General features: G+C 41.9%; 21 protein-coding genes. 16 read left to right on the plus strand and 5 right to left on the minus strand.

Annotated features, from left to right (window positions below; translation table 11 throughout):
• The first annotated feature begins 29 nt into the window (after positions 1-29).
• Positions 30-1574, plus strand: coding sequence for a murein biosynthesis integral membrane protein MurJ (murJ, locus tag ACN0V2_RS11355; protein WP_417550933.1), 1545 nt, complete (start codon positions 30-32; stop codon positions 1572-1574).
• A gap of 54 nt (positions 1575-1628) precedes the next feature.
• Here the strand turns inward: murJ and ACN0V2_RS11360 are convergent, their stop codons facing one another.
• Together ACN0V2_RS11360 and fnr are read right to left on the minus strand one after the other, a co-directional pair.
• A complete protein-coding gene (locus ACN0V2_RS11360) occupies positions 1629-2306 on the minus strand; it encodes an OmpW/AlkL family protein (RefSeq protein WP_417550934.1) in 678 nt (225 codons plus the stop codon).
• A gap of 109 nt (positions 2307-2415) precedes the next feature.
• Positions 2416-3165, minus strand: coding sequence for a fumarate/nitrate reduction transcriptional regulator Fnr (gene fnr, locus ACN0V2_RS11365; protein WP_417550935.1), 750 nt, complete (start codon positions 3163-3165; stop codon positions 2416-2418).
• Positions 3166-3262: 97 nt separating this feature from the next.
• On the opposite strand from fnr, the gene hisB reads away from it, so the two are divergent.
• The 10 genes from hisB to tatC are packed head-to-tail and all read left to right on the plus strand — an operon-like array spanning position 3263 to position 8435.
• Positions 3263-3856: an imidazoleglycerol-phosphate dehydratase HisB gene (hisB, locus tag ACN0V2_RS11370; protein WP_417550936.1), complete on the plus strand. Its 594-nt coding sequence runs from the start codon at positions 3263-3265 to the stop codon at positions 3854-3856.
• Between the two features lie 49 nt (positions 3857-3905).
• Positions 3906-4541 (plus strand): imidazole glycerol phosphate synthase subunit HisH, encoded by a 636-nt coding sequence (gene hisH / locus ACN0V2_RS11375; protein ID WP_417550937.1) that lies wholly within the window; start codon positions 3906-3908, stop codon positions 4539-4541.
• Positions 4542-4566: 25 nt separating this feature from the next.
• On the plus strand, positions 4567-5316 hold the full coding sequence (gene hisA / locus ACN0V2_RS11380; RefSeq protein ID WP_417550938.1) for a 1-(5-phosphoribosyl)-5-[(5-phosphoribosylamino)methylideneamino]imidazole-4-carboxamide isomerase: 750 nt from the start codon (positions 4567-4569) through the stop codon (positions 5314-5316).
• A gap of 5 nt (positions 5317-5321) precedes the next feature.
• Positions 5322-6095 carry an imidazole glycerol phosphate synthase subunit HisF gene (hisF, locus tag ACN0V2_RS11385; RefSeq protein ID WP_417550939.1) on the plus strand — a complete coding sequence of 258 codons (774 nt, stop codon included), beginning with the start codon at positions 5322-5324 and terminating at the stop codon, positions 6093-6095.
• A complete protein-coding gene (hisI, locus tag ACN0V2_RS11390) occupies positions 6092-6472 on the plus strand; it encodes a phosphoribosyl-AMP cyclohydrolase (protein WP_417550940.1) in 381 nt (126 codons plus the stop codon). The genes hisF and hisI overlap by 4 nt, the downstream gene beginning before the upstream one ends.
• Positions 6472-6792 carry a phosphoribosyl-ATP diphosphatase gene (locus ACN0V2_RS11395; protein ID WP_417550941.1) on the plus strand — a complete coding sequence of 107 codons (321 nt, stop codon included), beginning with the start codon at positions 6472-6474 and terminating at the stop codon, positions 6790-6792. Before hisI ends, ACN0V2_RS11395 begins: the two co-directional genes overlap by 1 nt.
• Positions 6789-7127, plus strand: coding sequence for a histidine triad nucleotide-binding protein (locus tag ACN0V2_RS11400; RefSeq protein WP_417550942.1), 339 nt, complete (start codon positions 6789-6791; stop codon positions 7125-7127). The genes ACN0V2_RS11395 and ACN0V2_RS11400 overlap by 4 nt, the downstream gene beginning before the upstream one ends.
• A 9-nt stretch (positions 7128-7136) precedes the next feature.
• The gene (tatA, locus tag ACN0V2_RS11405; protein WP_417550943.1) at positions 7137-7379 is read left to right on the plus strand and encodes a twin-arginine translocase TatA/TatE family subunit; all 243 of its coding nucleotides are present in this window, start codon (positions 7137-7139) and stop codon (positions 7377-7379) included.
• Between the two features lie 5 nt (positions 7380-7384).
• A complete protein-coding gene (tatB, locus tag ACN0V2_RS11410) occupies positions 7385-7702 on the plus strand; it encodes a Sec-independent protein translocase protein TatB (RefSeq protein ID WP_417550944.1) in 318 nt (105 codons plus the stop codon).
• Positions 7692-8435 (plus strand): twin-arginine translocase subunit TatC, encoded by a 744-nt coding sequence (tatC, locus tag ACN0V2_RS11415; RefSeq protein ID WP_417550959.1) that lies wholly within the window; start codon positions 7692-7694, stop codon positions 8433-8435. The genes tatB and tatC overlap by 11 nt, the downstream gene beginning before the upstream one ends.
• A gap of 261 nt (positions 8436-8696) precedes the next feature.
• Here tatC and ACN0V2_RS11420 read toward each other — a convergent pair whose 3' ends face one another.
• Together ACN0V2_RS11420 and ACN0V2_RS11425 are read right to left on the minus strand one after the other, a co-directional pair.
• Positions 8697-9041: a pentapeptide repeat-containing protein gene (locus ACN0V2_RS11420; protein WP_417550945.1), complete on the minus strand. Its 345-nt coding sequence runs from the start codon at positions 9039-9041 to the stop codon at positions 8697-8699.
• 8 nt (positions 9042-9049) lie between these two features.
• A complete protein-coding gene (locus ACN0V2_RS11425) occupies positions 9050-9298 on the minus strand; it encodes a hypothetical protein (protein WP_417550946.1) in 249 nt (82 codons plus the stop codon).
• Between the two features lie 176 nt (positions 9299-9474).
• Between ACN0V2_RS11425 and ACN0V2_RS11430 the strand changes: the two genes are divergently transcribed.
• From ACN0V2_RS11430 to ACN0V2_RS11440, 3 genes are read left to right on the plus strand one after another with little or no spacing between them, the layout of a single operon-like run.
• Positions 9475-10416 carry an ABC transporter substrate-binding protein gene (locus ACN0V2_RS11430; protein WP_417550947.1) on the plus strand — a complete coding sequence of 314 codons (942 nt, stop codon included), beginning with the start codon at positions 9475-9477 and terminating at the stop codon, positions 10414-10416.
• 2 nt (positions 10417-10418) lie between these two features.
• The gene (locus tag ACN0V2_RS11435) at positions 10419-14396 is read left to right on the plus strand and encodes an EAL and GGDEF domain-containing protein (RefSeq protein WP_417550948.1); all 3978 of its coding nucleotides are present in this window, start codon (positions 10419-10421) and stop codon (positions 14394-14396) included.
• Positions 14397-14422: 26 nt separating this feature from the next.
• The gene (locus tag ACN0V2_RS11440) at positions 14423-14659 is read left to right on the plus strand and encodes a TIGR02647 family protein (RefSeq protein ID WP_417550949.1); all 237 of its coding nucleotides are present in this window, start codon (positions 14423-14425) and stop codon (positions 14657-14659) included.
• Here the strand turns inward: ACN0V2_RS11440 and folA are convergent.
• On the minus strand, positions 14656-15141 hold the full coding sequence (folA, locus tag ACN0V2_RS11445; protein ID WP_417550950.1) for a type 3 dihydrofolate reductase: 486 nt from the start codon (positions 15139-15141) through the stop codon (positions 14656-14658). The genes ACN0V2_RS11440 and folA overlap by 4 nt on opposite strands.
• A 97-nt stretch (positions 15142-15238) precedes the next feature.
• Here folA and ACN0V2_RS11450 point away from each other — a divergent pair, with 97 nt between their 5' ends.
• Positions 15239-16864 carry a Na/Pi cotransporter family protein gene (locus ACN0V2_RS11450; RefSeq protein ID WP_417550951.1) on the plus strand — a complete coding sequence of 542 codons (1626 nt, stop codon included), beginning with the start codon at positions 15239-15241 and terminating at the stop codon, positions 16862-16864.
• A gap of 235 nt (positions 16865-17099) precedes the next feature.
• A partial coding sequence (gene priA / locus ACN0V2_RS11455) for a replication restart helicase PriA (RefSeq protein ID WP_417550952.1) occupies positions 17100-18668 on the plus strand: 1569 nt, incomplete at its 3' end.

Genomic DNA, 18668 nt, shown 5'->3' on the forward strand with positions numbered 1-18668 from the left:
TAACTGATTCACTAACAAAATAAGCGCCCATGAAAGAAAAACTGCTTAAGTCTACTCTCGTTGTCAGTTTAATGACCTTTTTATCCCGAATTTTGGGATTTGTTCGAGATATTGTCATTGCTAGATTTCTGGGTGCTGGCATGGGCTCAGATGTATTTTTTGTTGCATTCAAAATTCCTAATTTTCTACGAAGACTATTTGCTGAAGGCGCGTTTTCACAGGCATTTATACCTGTCCTAGCGGAATATCGAGAGCGGGGAGATCGAGACCTTAAACAGCTTATCGCAGCCACTAGCGGTACCTTAGCTGGTATTTTATTTGTTATTACAGCTGTTGGGGTGATTGCTGCTCCGCTACTTATCCTAATTTTTGCCCCCGGCTTTATGGATCAGCCTGAAAAACTACAATTGGCCGGTGACTTATTAAAAATTACCTTTCCTTATATTCTATTTGTTTCTTTGACTGCCTTAGCCAGTTCGGTTCTAAATAGCTTTGGTAAATTTGCCGTACCAGCTTTCACACCCGTCTTTTTGAATATTTCCATGATTGCCTGCACGTTATGGTTGGCACCCCATTTAGATGAACCGGTAAAGGCCTTGGCGTGGGGTGTGTTTATCGGTGGGGTAGTGCAATTATTGTTTCAAATGCCGTTTTTAATAAAGATCGGCAGTTTGCCAAAACCACGCTGGGGGTGGAAAGATGAGGGCGTACAAAAAATCTTACGACTGATGATTCCGGCTATGTTTGGAGTATCGGTTTCACAAATTAATTTGTTACTCGATACCGTACTGGCTTCGTTTCTCATCACCGGTAGTATTTCCTGGCTCTATTATTCTGATCGTTTGGTCGAATTTCCGTTGGGTATCTTGGGGATAGCTCTGGCCACTGTGATATTACCCAACCTTTCAAAAAAGCATGCCACCGCTTCGATGCAGGAGTTTTCGCATACTATTGATTGGGCTTTACGGTGGGTATTTTTAATCGGCACACCGGCAGCAATCGGTTTAATTATTCTGGCAGAACCATTGTTAGTAACTTTGTTTCAATATGGCGAATTCACGCCTTATGACGCTCATCAAGCGTCTTTAAGCTTAATGGCCTATGGGTTGGGTCTATTGCCATTTATATTCATCAAAGTGCTCGCGCCAGGCTTTTACGCCCGCCAGGACACCAAAACTCCGGTCAAGATCGGCATTATTGCGATGATCACCAATATGGGACTGAATATTGTCTTGATGATTTATTTGGCACATGTTGGTCTGGCGCTAGCCACAGCCTTATCGGCAATGCTTAATGCGGGACTGCTTTATTACACCTTACGCAAAAAAGCGGTATACCAGCCAATCTCTGGCTGGGGTATATTTTTTGTCCGTATGCTGATCGCCAATGTTGTATTAGCACTGTTATTAGTATGGCTAACACCATTGATCAGCGAGTGGATTAGCTGGAGTGGGTGGCATCGATTTACTATTTTAATGGGGCTTATTGGTCTATCTGTAATAGTTTATTTTGCCGTATTAACCCTTTGTGGTGTCCGCTTAAAAACCCTGGTCAAACCACACTCTCAAGCATAAAAAAGCCCTCCATCAGGAGGGCTTTCAAGCAGGGCAGGTTACTTAAAGAGGGACTTAGAAACGTCTGCCGATACCGATACCATATACAAATGGATCAATGTCGGCGTCGATTTTGGCCGTGCCTACGGCAATGTTTTTAAAGCTGGCCGTGGTATCAATATCCAGATATTTCACATCCATATTGATAAACCAATCCTGATTAATCGCAATATCCACGCCGACTTGAGCGGCCCAGCCCCATGAATTATCTAATTTCACTTTGTCGCCTGAGCTACTAATGGCTGAACTGCTAGGTACTTCTTCATCAAAGAAATAGGTGTAGTTCACCCCAGCACCAACATACGGACGAATATTGGAATCCGGCAGAAAGTGATACTGCAATGTTAAGGTTGGCGGTAATACTTTGGTATCAATAACATCGCCTAAACTGGCCCAGGCTTTTTCGCCAGTTACGGTATGTTCTGAATAACCCAAAATCAACTCTACCCCCCAGTTTCGGTTGATCATATAGGTAATGTCCAATTCAGGAACGGTATCACTGTCGACTTTTACACCTTTGGTGCCTTGGTCTACTCCACCTATTGATAGCGTGCCACTGCTATCATTCGGGTTAACATTGATAACACGTCCCCGGATTAACCAGTCACCTGCCTCATAAGCCATGACAGAAGTAATAGGACTGACCAGACCTGCGGCCAACACGATTGAGGAAATCAGGGGAATTTTTTTCATGGGACGACTCCGAATAATGATCTGTTGTGGTACACAGCTTCAGATCATACGGAGTACCTGGATTTCGACATTGATCCAGGTCAATAAAAAGAGGGTTAAGGTTTAGACGTTATCCACAACGTTGTTTTAATGTCGGCAGATCCAAAATGGTGACTTCTTTACCTTGCGTTGTAAGTAACTGCTGTTCTTGTAATTGAGTAAATAAACGACTAACCGTTTCAATCGCCAAGCCCAGATGATTGGCAATATCACCTCGCGACATTGTCAATTGAAATGACATCGACGAATAACCCCGCTCAGTGAATCGTTGCGAAAGTGACAATAAAAAACTAATCAACTTTTCCTGAGCGGTTTTTTTACCCAAAGATAGTAATAAGTTTTTATCTGAGGATAACTCCTTACTTAAACGTGCCATTAACTGGTTTTGTAACTCCGGAATAGTTGCACTGAACTCCTGCAATCGTTCATAAGGTAATTCACAAACACTACTAGCTTCCAAAGCACGAGCAGTAGATAAATAACGTTGCTGATAAATAGCATCCATCCCAATAAATTCACCAGGAAAATAAAAACTGGTGACCTGTTCACGTCCGTCAGCCGCAGAAATGGTGGTTTTGAACGAACCAGAGCGAACTACAAAAATGGTTTTAAATGTTGAAGAGGGTTCAAACAAAATTTGATGGCGTTTAAAGCCGGCACTACGTTTGATGATTTCATCCAGTTTAGACAAGTCATCGCGGTGCAGACCTAAAGGCAGGCATAGCCGGTATAGAGCACATGACTGACAGGCTAACTGATGATGGTGTTCTACCTTGGCAAGGTCCTCAAACAGAGGGGTTATCATCCGAGCTTGCGTCATTTTATTATCCATAAAAAAGTCACGGACCATGATAACGCTTCAAACCCTGCACTGAAACAGTTATTATTTGTTTTTATTTCAGTTTTCAGGAAAGCAAATGACCGCTCGTAGCGCCACTGTTGCGCGTAACACGCTCGAAACACAAATTGAAGTTTCCATCAATCTGGATGGCAGCGGAAAATTTCAATCCGAAACCGGTGTGCCATTCCTTGATCACATGATGGAACAAATTGCCCGACACGGCTTATTTGATCTAAAAATCAAAGCAAATGGTGATCTGCATATTGATGCACATCACACTGTTGAAGATGTCGGCATCACCATCGGTCAGGCATTAAAGCAGGCACTTGGCGACAAGAAAGGCGTTATCCGTTATGGTCATTCATATGTGCCGCTGGATGAGGCTTTGTCTCGTGTTGTGTTGGACTTATCGGGACGTCCGGGCTTTGAGTTTGACGTGACTTTTAGCCGCGATAAAATTGGTGAATTTGATGTAGATTTGTTCTATGAATTCTTTCAGGGTTTAGTCAATCATGCGGGTATTACGTTGCATATTGATAATCTTAAAGGTCGTAATGCACATCATATTGCTGAAACCATTTTTAAAGCGTTTGGCCGGGCATTACGAATGGCCGTCACTTTGGATGAGCGTGCATTACAGCAACTGCCTTCCACCAAGGGCGCTTTATAATCGGTTAACGATTTTATAACTCTACTTTTCTAGCTCAGGTCTTTGTTTTATGCGTTGCGTTGCAGTTATTGATTACGGCATGGGTAATTTACGCTCAGTCTCCAAAGCTCTGGAAGCCGTGGCTGATAACCATACCCAAATTATTATTACCGCCGATCCGGCAGAAATCCGCACAGCTGATCACATTGTCTTTCCTGGTGTAGGTGCAATTCGTGATTGCATGGCGGAACTCAAAAGACTTGAACTCGACCAAATCATCATTGAAATGGCTAAACAGAAGCCTTTTCTCGGCATTTGTTTGGGCATGCAAGCTTTATTAACCCACAGTCAAGAAAACCAAGGCTCTGATGGATTAAATATTATCAGTGGTGATGTGGTGTATTTTGACAAAGCGGTCGAGCAGGGACTAAAAGTGCCACATATGGGTTGGAATGAAGTTCATCAGACTTATGAACACCCTTTATGGCAGGATATTGAACAAGATACTCGTTTTTATTTCGTGCACAGTTTTTATGTTAAACCTACAGATGAAAGTAAAATTTCTGGTCGTAGTGATTATGCATTACCTTTTGCTGCTGCATTGGCACAAGAAAATTTGTTTGCTGTACAGTTTCACCCGGAAAAGAGCCAACATGCTGGCTTACAGTTATTGAAAAATTTTATTAACTGGGACGGTCAGTCCTAACAATTTGTTTGATGGAGAAAGCGTTATGTTATTAATCCCTGCCATTGATCTTAAAGAGGGTCACTGCGTTCGATTGCGTCAGGGACGCATGGAAGATAACACGGTATTTTCAGAAGATCCGCTGGCAGTAGCGACCAAATGGGTAGAAGCTGGCGCCAAACGTCTGCACATGGTGGATCTGGATGGTGCATTTGCTGGCAACCCAGTTAACGCTGACGTTATTCATCGAATTTGTGCCGCTTTTCCGGATCTTGATGTACAAGTCGGTGGTGGAATTCGCGATGAAGACACCATTCAAACCTATCTTGATGCTGGCGTACGTTATGTGATTATCGGCACTAAAGCCATTAATGCCCCGCATTTTGTTGGCGACGTTTGTGCTGAATTTCCGGGACATATTATCGTCGGACTTGATGCTAAAGATGGCAAAGTTGCCATTGATGGTTGGTCAAAATTATCGAACCACGACGTCATTGATATCGCTAAACAATTTGAGCAAGATGGTGTTGAAGCAATTATTTATACCGATATTAGCCGTGACGGAATGATGCAGGGAGTGAATTTGCAATCCACTCGTGATTTGGCGCGAGCGATTAATATACCTGTTATAGCATCTGGTGGCGTCACCAACTATGACGATATTAAAGCGCTTTGCCATTATGAGTCTGAAGGTGTGATGGGCGCCATTATTGGTCGTGCTATATACGAGGGCACCATTGATCTGGCTGAAGGTCAGTCATTGGCTGATCGTTTAAATCCACCTCTGCAATTCTAACTAATATGGCTCTGGCAAAACGCATTATTCCCTGTCTAGATGTTGATGCAGGTCGTGTTGTAAAAGGCGTGCAGTTTGTCGACATTCGTGATGCTGGCGATCCGGTTGAAGTTGCCAAACGTTATGATGAACAAGGTGCGGATGAACTGACCTTTCTAGATATCACAGCCACACATCACAATCGTGACACCATGGAAGATGTGGTTAAAGCAGTTGCCAGCCAGGTATTTATTCCACTCACTGTCGGTGGAGGTATCCGTACTGTTGCCGATATCCGTCGTATGTTGAACGCAGGCGCCGATAAAGTTGGTATTAATTCCGCAGCCGTTAAAAACCCGGATTTTGTGCGTGAAGCCGCTGAGAAGTTTGGTTCTCAATGTATTGTGGTCGCTATTGATGCGAAACGTGTTTCTGCTGATGGAGAAACACCAAGATGGGAAATTTTTACTCATGGCGGGCGTCAGCCAACCGGTATTGATGCCGTCGAATGGGCAAAAAAGATGGTTGAATTGGGTGCCGGTGAGATCCTGTTAACCAGTATGGATCGAGATGGCACCAAATCCGGTTTTGATTTAGAGCTCACCAGAGCTGTCAGCGATGCGGTGGTTGTTCCCGTTATTGCTTCAGGGGGGGTAGGGAAGCTGCAGGATCTGACTGACGGTATCAAATTGGGTCATGCCGATGCCGTATTAGCGGCAAGCATTTTTCATTTCGGAGAACATACCGTGGGTGAGGCTAAGCAACAAATGGCGCAACAAGGTATTGAGGTGCGCTTATGAGTGCATGGTTAGATCACGTTAATTGGGGTGGCGACGGTTTAGTCCCTGTTATCACTCAAGAGTTTTCAACCAAGCAAGTACTTACTTTGGCCTGGATGAATCGGGAATCTTTACAGCTCACCGCTGATACTGGCCATGCAGTTTATTGGTCACGTTCACGCCAAAAATTGTGGCATAAAGGCGAACAGTCCGGCCATCACCAGATCATTAAATCGATACGCATCGATTGTGATCAGGATGCTATTTTGCTTGAAGTTGAACAGGTAGGCGGCATTGCTTGTCATACTGGTCGTCATCATTGTTTTTTCCTCGAACTGCAAAATGGTGAATGGCAAACCACTGAACCGGTACTAAAAAACCCAGATGAGATTTATTGATGCGTGATACATTGCAGAGACTGATGATTGTGCTAAATGAGCGCAAAAATGCTGATGCAGAAAGTTCATATGTCGCCAGTCTTTATGCTGCTGGTACCGATAAAATCCTCAAAAAATTGGGCGAAGAAGCCACGGAAACTGTTATCGCTGGAAAAGCAGGGGATAAAGATCAAATCGTTTACGAAACCGCTGATCTTTGGTTTCATTCCATGGTTTTGCTGGCACATAATGATATTGATATAGATAGCGTTTTAACCGAGTTAGATCGGCGATTTGGTTTATCAGGGCACGACGAAAAGGCCAGTAGGAGTAAAAAATGACCGACTGTATTTTCTGTAAAATTATTGCCGGTGATATCCCTTCCTCAAAGGTTTTCGAGGACGATTTAATTTATGTATTCAAAGATATCAATCCGAAAGCAGCTGTGCATCTACTAGTCATTCCAAAACTACATATTGCACGACTGGATCACCTGGATCAGAGTCATCAAACATTGATTGCTCACATGTTTCTCAAGCTGCCAGAGCTGGCACAATCACAAGGTTTAGATACGGGCTTCCGTACCATTATTAACACCGGTCCCGGTGGTGGTCAGGAAGTCGATCATTTACATATTCATTTGCTGGGCGGTAACAACCTGCCAGGCTTTCATTAGGAGCGCATCATGGGATTTGGTGGAATCAGTGTTTGGCAATTATTGATCGTCTTGGTCATTGTCATTTTACTTTTTGGCACTAAAAAATTGCGCTCTTTGGGCGGCGATTTAGGCAGTGCCATTCGAAGCTTTAAATCCTCGGTTCGTGAAGGCGAAGATGAGAAAAAAGATGAGGCCGGTAATCTCAAACATGACAGTGAAACCGAGCAGCACAAACAGCAACATGAAGAACACGACTCGACTAAACGCTAACCAACGTGTTTGATATCGGATTTTGGGAACTGTTATTAATCGCCGTTGTGGCATTAATTGTAGTCGGCCCGGAAAAACTGCCCAAAGTGGTTCGAGTCTGTGGCTTATGGATTGGTCGTGCCAATGCCTCATTACAAGCAGTCAAAAACGATATTGCAAAAGAGCTTCGTGCGGAAGAAATTAAACAAGCTTTTAAAAAACCAGATGATTTACCTGATTTGAATGAAATCATTGATCTTGATGAACCGACAAAACCGAAATCAAACACTGACAAACCTATTGACGATTCCCTAGATAAAAAGCAGGCCGATGATGGAAAATAGTGAGCAACAACCACTAATTTCGCATTTAGTTGAGCTTCGAGATAGATTGCTTAGAGGTATTCTGGCGATATTAATCATTGCGGTTTGTCTGTTACCTTTTGCCAATGAATTGTATTTAATTTTATCTGCTCCTTTAATGGAGCATCTGCCCGAAACCAGCTCAATGATTGCCACAGAAGTGGCATCACCTTTTCTAACGCCATTTAAATTGACGTTAACGGCGTCGATTATGTTGGCCATGCCCGTACTGCTATATCAGTTGTGGGCGTTTATTGCGCCAGGTCTATATCAACATGAAAGGCGGCTTGTTTTTCCCTTGATGTTTGCCAGTACAGTATTGTTTATTCTTGGAATCGTCTTCGCGTACTTTATAGTTTTCCCGTTGATCTTTGGTTTCCTGACCCAGGCTGCACCCGAGGGTGTCGCGGTAATGACGGATATCAGTAGTTATCTGGATTTTGTTTTGAAGTTATTCTTTGCCTTTGGCTTGGCATTTGAAGTACCCATAGCTACGCTTTTACTTATCTGGACGGGGATTTCAACTCGAGAAAGTCTTTCTCAAAAACGTCCTTACGTAATCGTCGGCGCTTTTGTTATAGGAATGCTGCTTACCCCGCCAGATGTGATTTCACAGACCTTATTAGCTGTACCTATCTGGTTGTTATTTGAACTCGGATTACTGGTTTCGCGGTTTATCCCCAAAAACCGCGAGAAAGCCGAAATTACAGATTAGGGCATGTTTATCTTTCATCTCCGCCTCTGTTGTGAGCTGAAAAAGCGTCAATCAAGGCACAAGGAGCGCCTTTTAGTTATTCTAAATAAGCGACGAGTAACGCAGAGTGGCGCTTTTTCAGTCACAACCCGAAGGGCTGGGGCTATTTTTGCGGCCGCCTGCGTTGTAAATCACTTATGTAGGAAGCTACACTGCGTGCTTTCCGCCTTGTCGGACACAAAAATAGCCTCAGCAGTGGTGTATATGAAAGATAAACAAGCCCTAGTCTCTGTAACGCATTCGGGTTCCATGCTGCAATGACAGCGTGATTTCTTCAGCCGTTAATGGCGTCGGAAAATAAACCCCGGAGATTTTTGCCCCATGAATACTGGCTCCACGAAGACTGATACATTGGCTGAAATCAATTCCACGCAAATCGGCTTGGCGAAAATAACTATTACTAAAATCCAACCCGCTGGTAAGTAATCCCTGCAAATTTAGATGTCGAAAATCACAGCTGGTTAAATCAACCGTCTCACCTTTAGCGATCCGGTTATTAAACTCTTCAATTTTTCCATCACGTAACAGTTGATAGAGTACATCTTGTGTGATTTTTGGTTCGGCCATCTAAAACCTCAAACGGTAATGTCTATGGTGCCACCCGGATTTTCTGTATCAAACCCTGTTGCTTCATTTTGTGTCGCTTCGTTCACCACGGCAGTTGTCTGCAAACTGGTCGGCTCTTGTTCCTGAGCCACCGTAGTCGATGCGGTTTCACTGTTCTGTTGTACCGTTGTTTGACGTCCCACCAACTGATTTTCAGCAGAGAGTGGGTTAGTTAAAGTGGGTTGTCCACTAAAAGGGGCAATACCTGGAATTTCCATTTTGCTGCTCCTGAATTAATTCACAAATATAGCTTACTCCCATCATTGCTTAATTGTAAACGCAGGTGTTTGAAAAACCATGGTTTTTCTCTCATTTTTAAGCAATATTAGCAAATACTATTTCACGATTGTTTTTATGCTATCGTTAAGTTGACCCATACTAAGGGGAGTTGGTCATGCGTCTGGCTAAACGGATTTTATATTTGTTGGTTTTGGTTGCCAGCTTGCTAGCTTGTGATTCGCATACAGAAAAACCGTTGCGAGTCGGCACCATCCCATGGGCAGGCTATGAAATACTTTATTTAGCACGTGATCTAAATTATTACCATCACACTCAAATCGAACTTAAAGAGTTAGCGTCTAGTACAGAAACAATACATGCCTTTCGTCAGGGTCAGTTGGATGCTATATCCACCACCCTCGATGGAGCATTACGGTTAGCTGAAACCCAATCTGATCTCAAAATAATCCTGGTTTTCAATATTTCAAATGGTGCAGACAAACTGATGGTTGATCCATCCATTAGCTCGCTTGCTAACCTTAAAGACAAACGAATTGCGGTAGAAAAGAGCGGCGTTGGCAGTTATATGTTGGCACAAGTTCTACAGCTGGCCAGACTCAATAGCAGTGACATAACCATTATCCCCTCCACCGTGAATCAACACGTTTTTTTACTCAACGATCATCAGGTAGATGCGGTTATAAGCTTTGATCCTGTTGCTTATAAACTTGAGCAACAAGGTTACGTTAATCTGCTTAACAGTCGCCAATTGCCCGAAGCGATCATTGATGTATTGATAACACGTGCTAGCAGCTTAAAGCTCCAACAAAAGAGCATTCAGCAGCTTTTGGATGGTTATTGGAAAGCTCGGGAATATATGGCAAAAAATCCGCAAGATGCCTTAACTCGGATCGCCCCACGTTTAGGCGTCTCTACTCAAGAGCTAGAATATTTCTACCAGAATTTAATATTACCTGATCCCGAACAGCAACAGCATATGTTTGATCATCAGTTGGAAACCATTATTGAGTCGATGAATAAACTTATGATTGAGGTAGGGTTGTTACAAAAAACCATTGATAGTCAACAACTATTACTAAATGGGAACATGAATTAATAATGCATCCCATTCAAACTTATCGACTTACCCTATGGCTTCCTCTAGCTGTTACTTTATTATTTATTTGTTTGTTGGTGTTTTATTCCGTTAATGAATACCAGCATCGTCTTTTTGATATAAAAGAAGCCTCCAAAACACAACTGCAAGAAACAGCATTACAACTTGGACACAGTGTTGAATATGCTATTGCTAATAATGACTCACAGCAGGCAAGAAGTAGTGTTGCTAGATTTACGTTAAGAGCTGATGCCCAGCTGGCTTTACTGCTGGACAACAATAATCTAATTGAATCGTCTACTTATTTTATCTGGCAAAACCAACCTGCTGAAAGGGTCCTTGATGAGGAACTTATCCAATACATTGAGCTTGCTCGTTCAACTCAAAAAATCTTCGAATACGGCCACGATCAAGATGGTCTGCTGACCTTGATATTACCTTTGCTTGAAGCGAATCAAGGCAGGGTCTTGGTATTACAGAATTCCATAAAAAATAAACTGAAAAAAGCAAAAACCGACACTCTAGACGCCATTATTCCATTGTTATTAATGATCATATTGGCCAATTTTCTTTTAATCGCTCTAATTCGGAAAATGGTATTAGTTCCATTAGATGCTTTACAAAAACTAACGGAACAAATTCAGAATCAGCATTTTGGGTTAATCAATCCTTTAAAAGGTAATACCAAGCAGGCTCAAATAGGCCAGACATTAGTCGACGCTGCCAGCCAATTGCAATCGCATATCAGCATTTTGACCGAAAACGAACAACGTTTACGAATTACACTGGAATCCATTGGTGATGCCGTTATTGTCACTGATGCAAAGGGCAATATCACACGAATGAATAGTGTTGCCAGTGAACTCACTGCTTGGCAAGAGGAAGATGCTCTCGGACAGCCGCTGCCCGAGGTATTCGATATTTATCAAGCTGAAACCGGTGAGAAGATGACAAACCCGGTAGATCTTGTTATTCAAAAAGGCGAGGTGGTCGAGTTAGCTAACCACACCGTTCTAAGAGCTCGTAATGGCGCGCGTTATCACATATCGGATAGTGCAGCGCCTATTCGGGTGGATCATGTTCGACAGAGCGAAATTCTCGGTGTGATTCTGGTTTTTACTAATGTCACCAATCAATACCAGTTACGCCAAGAATTACGTCAATCTGTCGACTTTCTTAACAACCTGCTGACCATAAGCCCTTCTGTGACTTATATCCTGGAATTCAAGCTTGCTGCTTCACCAGAATTCATCCTGAGTTATATCAGTGAATCCGTTATCAATTATTCCGGCTATCCTGCTGAATACTGGCTAGATCAGCCACAGGCTTGGCAGCAATCCATCCACCCGGATGATCTTAATAAAGTGAAACGCACTTTACTGGCTGTTTTACAAACCGATAAACCCGTAACGAATCAATTTCGGTTTCGTCACCGTGACGGTCATTACGTTACTGTTGAAGATCACCTCTCTGCTGTAAAAGACGAATATACGCAAAAAGTGCAAATTGTTGGAGTAGTGCTGGATATCAGTGAACAAAAACACACTGCTGAACAAAATGCGTTATTTGGTGAAATTCTTGAACGCTCTTTAAATGAGATTTATATATTTGATGCCCATACCTTTAAATTTATTCAAGTAAATCATGGCGCCAAAACCAATCTTGGGTTTAGTACCGAAGAGTTAAGTGAAATGACGCCGGTTGATCTGAAAAAGGACTACAACCTAGCCACCTTTAAAGCGTTAATTTCGCCGCTTCTAAATGGTGAAAGTCAGCGGCTTATTTTCGAAACCAATCATTGTCGTAAAGATGGAAGCCGCTACGATGTTCATGTGGATTTGCAGACGGCACATTATGGTGAATCGTTGGTATTCATTGCCATTATTGAAGATATCTCGGAACGCAATCAGTCACAAAAACATCTTAACCAAGAACGCGCTTTGTTAAGGAGTATCATTGACTCTTCACCAGATTTGATTTTTTGTAAGGATGCCCAGGGAAGATATATCCGTTGCAACCAAGCTGTAATGCGTTTTCTAGCAGCCAATGAGTCTGACATTATTGGTAAAACAGATTTTGACTTTTATCCGGAACAAGAAGCTCGTCATTATCGACATAGTGATCAACTGACACTACAGCACGGTAGCAGCCAATTTTATGAAGAAAGTAAAAATGGAGCTGATGGAAAGTCTGTAATATTCGAAACCCTGAAAACCCCGCTTAAAAACGAAACCAACGAAACCATCGGAGTACTCGGTATTAGTCGTGACATCAGCCGGCAATATGAGGCTGAAAAAGAATTACGCCTCGCCAGTTTGGTTTTTGAAAACAGTAATGAAGGCATCATCATTACCAATCAACACAATCTTATTGTCACAGTGAATCCGGCTTTTACTGTTATGACGGGATATTCTCTGGAAGATGTCTTGGGTAAAAATCCATCTATTCTCAGCTCTGGAAATCACGATAAATACTTTTATGAACAAATGTGGAATCAACTAGAACAACAAGGTTATTGGTCTGGTGAAGTACAAAATCGCCGAAAAAATAGCGAAATCTATCCGCAATGGTTATCCATTAGACGTGTCGAAAATGCACAACAACAATTGCAAAATTATGTTGCCATCATGTCGGATATCAGCAAATACCGTGAAGCAGAGCGGCAAATTAACTTCTTGGCGCATCACGATGTCTTAACCAGTTTGCCTAATCGCGCTTTACTCAAAGATCGTATTCACCAAGCGCTAATTTCAGCCGAGCGGCATAACCAAAAACTCGCCTTACTTTACCTCGATCTGGATCGTTTTAAATTCATCAATGACAGTCTCGGTCATGCGATAGGCGATAAACTGCTGATTAAAGTTGCCGAAAGACTGACTAATCATGTGCGCGAAGAAGATACCGTCTGTCGAACGGGTGGGGATGAATTTATTATTTTACTACCGGATACCGATGCAGATGGAGCCGGGCATGTAGCCCAAAAATTAGTTGAGAATATTACCTCTCACTTTGAGATCGAAGGTAACCAATTATTCGTTACTGTATCGATAGGAATCAGTATTTATCCAGACAATGGCAAAGATGCGGAAAGCCTCAATAAACATGCTGATACAGCGATGTATAGGGCAAAACAGGCCGGACGCAATCAATATCAATTTTTCACTGCAGAAATGCATTCACAAATTGTGCATAAATTGGAGTTAGAACATGCTCTGCGATTTGCTCTGGCTCGCAATGAACTGTCGTTGGTGTATCAACCCTTAGTCGATATTCAGCTGAATAAAATCACCGGAGCAGAAGCTTTACTGCGTTGGAATCATCCGGATTTTGGAATGATTTCACCTCTGGAATTTATTCCCATCGCCGAAGAGACTGGGATGATTAATCCGATAGGGCAATGGATATTGCACACCGCAATCGCTCAATGCAAACAATGGATTAATCAAGGTCATACAGATTTATTAATTGCTATAAATCTCTCTGCAGTACAATTTAATAATCCCTTATTGGTGAATATGATTAATGCCATTCTCCAGGAACATAAGTTAGCGGCAAATAATCTTGAACTGGAAATTACCGAATCTGTCGCCATGATCAATATTGATTTGACTATAAAACAACTCAAATCGTTAGCTGATGCCGGAATTCGCCTATCATTGGATGATTTTGGTACCGGCTATTCTTCATTAAATTATTTGAAAAAATTTCCTATTAATAAACTCAAAATTGATCAAAGTTTTGTGTTTGATATGTTGGTTGATGACGATGATGAAGCTATCGTAGATGCTGTTATCACTTTAGCTCGCTCACTTGGTCTGAAGACGCTAGCAGAGGGGGTAGAAACACCAGAGCATCTGCAGTCTTTAAAAAACAAAGGTTGTGATTTTATGCAAGGCTACTTGTTCAGCAGACCGGTTCCAGCAGAACAATTTATTAACTTGTTAAATCATCCACCACTGAGTAATTTAGGCGTAGACTGAAATTTATATTGGTAATGGAGCCGAACATGCAACAAGAAAAAATTGACCAGATCGAAGTGTTATTACAATTCGATCCCAGCAATACACTGCAAGGTATAAAAATTCACCATTCAACTGCGCGTGAAGGTCTGGTTGAAGCGGCACAGCAATTATTTGATAACGGCTTGATAAGCCAACCAGACGGGGGGTATTTGACCGATTTGGGCCACGAAACGGCTGAACATCTGCATACCGCTATACAATTAATGTCGCCATCCAATTAGGCGCGTTGGTAAACCTCAAAACTATAGGCATAGTCATTTTTCTCATCGGCCGGGTGCGATTCCTGGCTGATTAATTGCCACTGCGTTTTATCCCATTCCGGGAACCAGGTATCACCTTCTAATTCAGCATGAACTCGTGTGAGATAAAGCTTATCGACAATATCAAACATCTGTTCAAACAATGACGAACCACCTATCACCATTATTTCATCGCCATCTTCGGCAAGTTTTAATGCGGCTTCAATCGAATTAACAATATCACATCCTTCAGCCTGATAATCAGCTAACGAACTCACCACAATATTTTGCCGACCAGGTAAGGCTCTGCCAATCGATTCATGGGTTTTACGGCCCATTAAAATCGGTTTACCCATGGTGATCCTGCGAAAATATTGAAGATCTGCTGATAGTCGCCATGGCAGATCATTATCACGTCCAATTAATCCCTGTTCATCCATTGCCACTACAAACGCCGTTTTCATTACTCACCTCATTGATTTACTTTACATAGCATAGCATCGCTTAATTTTTATCCGGTATTATCAATTCAACCGTTTAACTCAAATTGATGGGTGTTGCATGTTGAATATGCTGGGATCGTTAATAGGTGGCTTGGGTTTGTTTATGTTGGGAATGTGGTTGATGTCTGATGGACTCAAACAAATTGCCGGGGACAAGCTCAACCAAATCCTGCAAAATTGGACCAACAGCCGTCTACGCGGTCTCAGTGCTGGTTTTCTGCTCACCGCCATTATTCAACATTCCGGTGCCGTCACCCTGGCAACAATTGGTTTTGCTAATGCCGGCATTATCAGTCTGCGTAGAGCCATGTGGATTGTGTTTGGTAGTAATGTTGGTACCACGGTTACGGGTTGGTTAGTTGTCTTGGTGGGCTTCAACCTAAATATTGAGAAATTTACCTTACCGTTAATTGGTATCGGTATGGCGATGCGCTTATTGGGCAGTAATCGTGGTTATGCCAATATCGGCTTAGCTTTAACTGGTTTTGGCCTGCTTTTTTTGGGAATAGCTGCTTTAAAAACCACTTTCAGTGGTGCTGATAGCTTGTTTGATTTGCACTTTTCAAGTGGTTTATTGGCGGTCGATATTGTGATGTTTGCTCTGGCGGGATTGATCCTGACGACATTGCTGCAATCTTCCAGTCTCACCTTAACACTTGCATTAACCTCGCTCGCTGGCGGAATAATTGGTTTATTGCCGGCCGCTGCCATTGTCATTGGCAGTAATCTTGGATCCACTACAACCTCTATATTTTCAGTTATTGGTAGTCAGCCGGTGGCAAAACGTATTGTTGCCAGTCACGTGATTTTTAACCTGTTAACCGCTATCGTCAGTCTTATTCTGCTGGTTCCATTAATCTGGCTTATCCACTGGTTTCAACAATTAGTGGTTAATGATGTGCAATTTACCACTACGCTGGTTTTATTCCATACCGTGTTTAATCTATTAGGTGTTGCTCTGGTCTGGAAACTTGCCGATCCATTGGAAAACTGGTTAAAAACCAAATTCTCAACGATAGATGAAACTATTGCCGAACCAAAATATCTGGATAAAACCACGTTAAAAATTCCGAACTTAGCAATCACTTCAATCCGACTTGAGTTAATACGTCTTAACCAACATGTCATTAAAATGGCGACTCACTGCATTCATAAGAACCGTCCAGTCAGTTGGCTTAAACAGCAACATGGTTACACTGAACAAAATGTTTTAAAAATTGGTGAGTTCAGTCATCAACTTTACCAACAACACATCAATGAACAGATAGCTGAAAAAACAGCTGATTTGATACGGGTATCGCAATATTGTGATGCTATTTCCTCTTTGACGGTGGGTATCGCTGAAAATCGTGCCTTATCCAATCAACCAATTGAAGCTGAATTACAGCAACAGTTGGCCCATTTTAATGTGGATTGTTTAATGCTGCTTGATATCGCTGTATTAGATAAGCACAGTCCAAACTTGATAAATCAACTCAATACTCTAGAAAAAACTTACCTGTCTTTAAAGTCATTATTGCTACGTCGTGGTGCTGAAGGGAGGCTATCAATAGCCCGTATGGATAAAGAATTAGAGGCCATTTCTCAACTCAGACGACTCTGTCAGCAAGCGGTAAAAGCCACTACTTTTTTTGAAACCAGCCAACCTGATCACCCCATTGACAACCTGATTAAACAAGCTTAATAACTACGGTATGGTTTGCTTATAAAACCGATCATAAGCTGTGGATAAAATTACCTGTGGATAAGTCACGTAGTTATCCACAAGAGATCGATCCCGCAACAGTAAAGTTATGCACAATTAGATCATTTATTAAACTGCTGAATAAAAAGGCTTTTTAGGATTAGTACAGCTATACACAGGACTAAAGCATTAACATCATTAAAAAGATCTCTTTTATTCTATTTAGTATTGTTTAATGAGCTGCATCGTCGAAATCGCCTTATCCTGTCCCTTACGCCAGACGTTTGATTATCTGAGTGATGATCCTGCCAATAACTGGCAAATCGGTATGCGTGCTTCCGTATCCTTTGGCAGTCGACAATTGATCGGAATTGTCATTTCTATAAAACCGATAGCTGAAAAGGCCGTTGATAAATTAAAAAAAATTGATCAGCAAATAGACAAACAGGCATTTCTGCCCAATGAAATAATGCAGCTAGTGCAATGGGTAAGCCGTTATTACCATCATCCAATTGGCGAATGCTTTCAAGCTGCTTTACCCAAACGTTTACGGCTAGGTGATGCCGATGAAATGCAAACAGAAACTTACTGGTCATTGTCACAACAACCAATCAGTAAACCTGGCAAAAAACAGCAACAAATCCTGGATTTATTGGAAGACTATCCTGAAGGTCTAAGCGAAAAAGCGCTTCGAGTTCAATTAGGCAACGTAAAAAGTAGCTTGTTAGCTCTGGAGCAACAAAATGTAATTACTGCCAGACAACAGGTTGCCTTACCGGTACCTTGTTTAGAGTTACAACAGCAAGTTTTATTAAATAATCAACAAAAACATTCAGTTGAAGCTATTCTAGGTAGCAAAGGACAGTTTACAACCTTCTTGTTACAAGGCATTACAGGTAGTGGTAAAACAGAGGTTTATATTGAAGCTTGTCGTGAGTTCGTAGAAAACCAACAGCAAGTTTTGGTGTTAATTCCTGAAATAGGCTTAACCACACAGTTTGTTGAACGGTTCAGACATTCGTTAAATGCCAACATTGTGGTTATCAATTCATCCGTTTCAGATAATGATCGTAAACAGGCTTGGTTACTGGCTAGAGCCGGTAAGGCTGATATTATTATTGGTACTCGTTCAGCCGTTTTTACCCCAATGTTAAATCCAGGTTTGATTATTATCGATGAAGAACATGACAGCTCTTATAAACAACAGGATGGACTGCGATATCACGCTCGAAATGTCGCATTGATGCGTGCAAAAAGCTTGAATATTCCGATCGTGCTTGGCAGTGCAACACCTTCATTAGAAACACTTTATCAAGTCAAACAACAACGTTATCAACTGCTAGAACTAACCGAACGTGCTGGAGGAGCAAGCTTACCAAAGGTTGCACTATTAGCGGCACAAAATGCTAGTGAAAATAATGGTTTAAGTTCTAGTTTAATAAAATCGATTGAAAAACATATTAAACAAAATCATCAAGTTTTATTGTTTATCAATCGCCGTGGATTTGCCCCAGTATTGATGTGTCATCAATGCCATTGGCAAGCTAACTGCAGAAGTTGTGATGCCAAAATGGTGGTGCATCAACATCAAAATCGCCTGTTTTGCCATCATTGTGGCTTGATTCAAACGTTGCCAAAAATTTGTCCTGAATGTGGCAATACAGAATTGAAAAGTTACGGTGTCGGTACTGAAAAAATCGAACAAGCACTGACAGCCATTTTTAAAGATGTACCTGTTTTACGAATAGATCGTGATAGCACTCAACGAGTTAATTCGTTTGCCAATATGGTCAAACAAATTAAT

Origin of the sequence: Methylophaga sp. (assembly GCF_048266885.1) — a bacterium.
Classification (GTDB): domain Bacteria; phylum Pseudomonadota; class Gammaproteobacteria; order Nitrosococcales; family Methylophagaceae; genus Methylophaga.

Coding starts and splice junctions, on each gene's coding strand:
- murJ (WP_417550933.1), top strand. CDS start 30: ATGAAAGAAAAACTGCTTAAGTCTACTCTCGTTGTCAGTTTAATGACC.
- ACN0V2_RS11395 (WP_417550941.1), top strand. CDS start 6,472: ATGCGTGATACATTGCAGAGACTGATGATTGTGCTAAATGAGCGCAAA.
- hisA (WP_417550938.1), top strand. CDS start 4,567: ATGTTATTAATCCCTGCCATTGATCTTAAAGAGGGTCACTGCGTTCGA.
- ACN0V2_RS11435 (WP_417550948.1), top strand. CDS start 10,419: ATGCATCCCATTCAAACTTATCGACTTACCCTATGGCTTCCTCTAGCT.
- hisB (WP_417550936.1), top strand. CDS start 3,263: ATGACCGCTCGTAGCGCCACTGTTGCGCGTAACACGCTCGAAACACAA.
- hisH (WP_417550937.1), top strand. CDS start 3,906: ATGCGTTGCGTTGCAGTTATTGATTACGGCATGGGTAATTTACGCTCA.
- ACN0V2_RS11450 (WP_417550951.1), top strand. CDS start 15,239: ATGTTGAATATGCTGGGATCGTTAATAGGTGGCTTGGGTTTGTTTATG.
- hisF (WP_417550939.1), top strand. CDS start 5,322: ATGGCTCTGGCAAAACGCATTATTCCCTGTCTAGATGTTGATGCAGGT.
- ACN0V2_RS11420 (WP_417550945.1), bottom strand. CDS start 9,041: ATGGCCGAACCAAAAATCACACAAGATGTACTCTATCAACTGTTACGT.
- tatA (WP_417550943.1), top strand. CDS start 7,137: ATGGGATTTGGTGGAATCAGTGTTTGGCAATTATTGATCGTCTTGGTC.
- tatC (WP_417550959.1), top strand. CDS start 7,692: ATGGAAAATAGTGAGCAACAACCACTAATTTCGCATTTAGTTGAGCTT.
- fnr (WP_417550935.1), bottom strand. CDS start 3,165: ATGACGCAAGCTCGGATGATAACCCCTCTGTTTGAGGACCTTGCCAAG.
- hisI (WP_417550940.1), top strand. CDS start 6,092: ATGAGTGCATGGTTAGATCACGTTAATTGGGGTGGCGACGGTTTAGTC.
- folA (WP_417550950.1), bottom strand. CDS start 15,141: ATGAAAACGGCGTTTGTAGTGGCAATGGATGAACAGGGATTAATTGGA.
- ACN0V2_RS11425 (WP_417550946.1), bottom strand. CDS start 9,298: ATGGAAATTCCAGGTATTGCCCCTTTTAGTGGACAACCCACTTTAACT.
- ACN0V2_RS11440 (WP_417550949.1), top strand. CDS start 14,423: ATGCAACAAGAAAAAATTGACCAGATCGAAGTGTTATTACAATTCGAT.
- ACN0V2_RS11400 (WP_417550942.1), top strand. CDS start 6,789: ATGACCGACTGTATTTTCTGTAAAATTATTGCCGGTGATATCCCTTCC.
- ACN0V2_RS11360 (WP_417550934.1), bottom strand. CDS start 2,306: ATGAAAAAAATTCCCCTGATTTCCTCAATCGTGTTGGCCGCAGGTCTG.
- ACN0V2_RS11430 (WP_417550947.1), top strand. CDS start 9,475: ATGCGTCTGGCTAAACGGATTTTATATTTGTTGGTTTTGGTTGCCAGC.